This window comes from Moorena sp. SIO3I6 (assembly GCF_010672095.1).
The window spans coordinates 1-3,180 of sequence record NZ_JAAHHU010000488.1 but is presented as its reverse complement, the minus strand read 5'-3'; the positions used below and the strand labels follow the sequence as shown (position 1 = coordinate 3,180).

Here is a 3,180-nt window from a genome sequence, read left to right as displayed (position 1 = left end):
TCCTGCTTTTGGTGACCCCCATTTAACCAGCTATTCAGTAGTCCAAAGGCAACAGCCGCAATCCAAAAACGATTAAATGCCGTAGCATTTGGTCCTATTTCCACTTCACTCAAACGGATAAAAATTTGTGATAAAGAAAGACAGATTAGGCTACCTATTAAGGCCGCCAAGGAATCTATATGAAATGAAGAGAGGTACTGTATTCGTGATAATTTACCTTGAGCAGTCATGTTATTATTTATTGTTCAAAGGAATATAGTTAATAGAATTAACCATAACACCTATACCTATAAAATGTTTAGTAAAGCGTGAAAATAGGATTTATTTTTGATATGGTTTTTGGGAGTAAATTAAAGAAATAGTAAAGTCAATAAAATCACTCACCGACTATGCTAAATTAGCTATATTAATTAGTCGGCAAACTAGTTAATACTCAATTTTAGAAATGTCACTGTGCCAAACAGACAACTATTGAAGGCTAAAAGACAACTATTGTTACCTCCTGTTCTGTGAGTTATAGATTTAAAAGGTTTAGATGCACCCAGTAAAAACGTCTATTTTTATTAGAGTTAGACGTTTTTAGGAAATTGTGGTGTAATTTTACAGGATTGGGTTACCAAACGTATCTAGAAACACATTGCTTGACAAGGGTAAACGGCCTATATTTTTTCTTGATTCTGCTGCATAACCTACAGCCACAAGCACAACGATAGCGATGTCAGGCATATTGTTAACTCCAATCACCTCTTTGACTTTGTCCTCTAAAGGGTGATTGATCATACAGGTTGACAAACCTAAACTTTCTGCTGCCAGAACTAAATGGGTCGCTGCCACCATGGTATCTTGAACTGCCCATTCCCGAGCTTTATCTCCTAGTTGTTCCACTAATGCAGGGATACCTTTTTCCAGCATGTACTCTACCAACTGCTCAGAGTATGTCCCATTATCCTTGGCTTCCTCTAAAATGTCTGGTGCTTTTTTCCAGCTGTTGATATCTGCAGTAAAAACAAAGCTTATTGGCGCACTAGCAATAATTTCTTGACGGCTGTAAAGCTTAGGATTAAATTCAGTAACGTCATCTGCATCAGGATAAGCTTTCGCCAATGCTGCTTTTTTGTCCGGATTTTGGACTACAACAATTCGCCATGGTTGTACATTGGAAGCACTAGGAGCAGCAACTGTAAGATTAATAAGCTGCTCTATTAGTGCGGGCTCGATCGGGTCAGGCTTAAAAACTCTGATCGAGCGTCGTTTTTTGATAGCATAAGGGACATCTAGTGGTGTAATTGTGTTCATTTTTTACCCCCTATTTAGGTTGTTTTTACCTTTTAGTAAAAAATTAAAGTAAAACTAAATTTTTACACTATATATTTTATATTAAATTACTACTTTATCGCTCAAATAATAGAAAAAAATGATTCTAAAATGTTGATATTTTTAAAATAAAATATTATATCATTGATAACCTAAATTTAACTTAGCTATGTTTATACTAAAAAATTAGATTTAATTGAATAATTAAGACTAAATCAACTAGAATCATAAACTGCAGATTTGATCGCAGATCTACTAGAGAGTGGCAAATACATTGTGCATAAAATTACTAAAAAACTTACCAAAGTCTAATATTTTATGATAATATCACCCAATCTTATACCCATAACCCTAAGAGCTGGAATAAGCAAAAGTAGTAGGCTAGCAAACCCAGCAGATAACTGTTTAAGGCAATAAGTCTAAAGTCATATACCTAGTATCTGACTAAAGAAGCCTAGAGCAATTACTAAAAAGCACTCAGTTATAGAAATCGGTAAAATTTGCCCTTTGGTGAGTATATAAATGCGTCATAGCGGCAATAGCAATAGAGCTATAGCTAGCATTTACAGATGCTTATCAAGCTTGCTATATTGTTATATTTTTAATTATTATTGAAATAATTACTATTAATTTGGGCTGCGCAATAGCCAGTGTAATCCTAATTGAAAAAGGTTGCTCCCTAGCACTAGGACTAACACAGCAAACACAGAGAATATCCCTTTTTTGATCGGAGAATCCTCTGTCCCCGTGGGGTTAGACTGGGGTTGCGGTTGGGTGTCACTGGAGATTACAGGTAGAGCACCTTTAGCGATCACTCCAGCTCGTTCTTCTTGCAGGCAGCGGACTTTGGTGGTAGCGTAGTTAGACCAACCCCGTTGCTCTGCTTCTTCATAGTCTTTGACTGTCAAGCTTAAGTGGTTAACAGAGATATTACTCTGATTAGCCATGCCTAGAGCAATCCGCAAATCTTTATGCAGTAGTTTAACCGTAAAGGCTGGGTGCTTAGAGCTGTCATCACAGCGCCGGGAAAACCAATAGTGGGGTAAACCGTGAATGTCCCCAGCATTCTGACCAAAGGATCCAAACCGCAGGGAATCCCAAATAATTTCTAGGGGTATCCCTTGGGCTAAACCTAAAGTAATTCCTTCACTCACGGCTTGGACTGCAACCGCATTGACTGCGTTGTGGATGAGTTTGCATTTAGTCCCCGTAGTAATCTCTCCACAGTAGAGAACTCGATCAGCCATGAGTTCCAGGATAGGCTGCACTCGCTCGAAGGTTACTTTTGAGCCACTGGCCATAATTGCTAAACCCATATCACCTTTGCTTTCGGCACCTACAGGGCAATCATTAAAGGGGGCATCTAACATTTCAACCCCCAGTTGCTCCATGGCTTGATGAAGTCTGAGTATGGTTTCGGGAGAGTTGGTAGTAAGGTCTATGTAGACACTGCCGGAGCGCAATCCTTCAGAGAGATTCTGCGGACTCTCTAGCACGGCTGTGATCACATCGGCTGGAGTAGGTAGGGCGGTAAAAATTATTTCCGAATAAGTCGCAACTTCAGCACAACTCTGGACAATACACGCACCTAGGGACTGCAACTGAGCCATGGCATGTGCATTGATGTCGTAGACATAGACCGAGTAGCCATGGGCTAGAAAATTAGCGGCTTGTCGCCCTCCAATATTGCCGCAACCGATGATACCGATAGTGGGATGATTGAGGGTAAATTACCTCTCCGAAGTGCTGTTACTTGGTAACATATGTTGATTGCTTAACTTTTTTGATAGGGCGAATCTTAAGCCGAACGCTATTTAATCCCCACCCAATTCTACCAATTTACCAATATTAAAATCAATCCTTACC

The 3,180-nt window shown here is 39.2% G+C and carries 1 protein-coding gene and 2 pseudogenes; all 3 read right to left on the bottom strand.

What is annotated here, in order from left to right; translation table 11 throughout:
* Positions 1-230, bottom strand: a pseudogene (locus tag F6K49_RS38400) (EamA family transporter); the annotation flags it as partial.
* A 370-nt stretch (positions 231-600) separates the two neighbouring features.
* Positions 601-1,296, bottom strand: a complete 696-nt coding sequence (locus tag F6K49_RS38395) for a nitroreductase family protein (RefSeq protein ID WP_293105612.1) — start codon at positions 1,294-1,296, stop codon at positions 601-603.
* Between the two features lie 644 nt (positions 1,297-1,940).
* Positions 1,941-3,026: pseudogene (locus tag F6K49_RS53815) on the bottom strand (NAD(P)-dependent oxidoreductase); the annotation flags it as partial.
* Positions 3,027-3,180: the final 154 nt, after the last annotated feature.